Origin of the sequence: Anaerotignum lactatifermentans (assembly GCF_016902535.1) — a bacterium.
GTDB classification, from domain to species: Bacteria; Bacillota; Clostridia; order Lachnospirales; family Anaerotignaceae; genus Anaerotignum; species Anaerotignum lactatifermentans_A.
The window spans coordinates 1-219 of sequence record NZ_JACSNY010000070.1; the positions used below are offsets into that span (position 1 = coordinate 1).

Here is a 219-nt window from a genome sequence, read left to right on the forward strand (position 1 = left end):
CTCATTCTTAATATCTTCGTTCGACTTGCATGTGTTAAGCACGCCGCCAGCGTTCATCCTGAGCCAGGATCAAACTCTTATGTTAAAATTTACAAACGGCATCGTCGGTTGGAAATTTTATAAGCGGTTTTCGAAGAAAACTGCGCATAAAGCCTTCCGACTCGCTCGCTCGAGTTGTTCCTAGCCAGTTAATCTGGCTATCCTCCGGTTTTTTCGAAA

At 44.3% G+C, this 219-nt stretch carries 1 rRNA gene; it reads right to left on the reverse strand.

The window, feature by feature from the left end:
- A 16S ribosomal RNA gene (locus H9X84_RS12900) occupies positions 1 to 85 on the reverse strand; the annotation flags it as partial.
- Positions 86 to 219 lie beyond the last annotated feature (134 nt).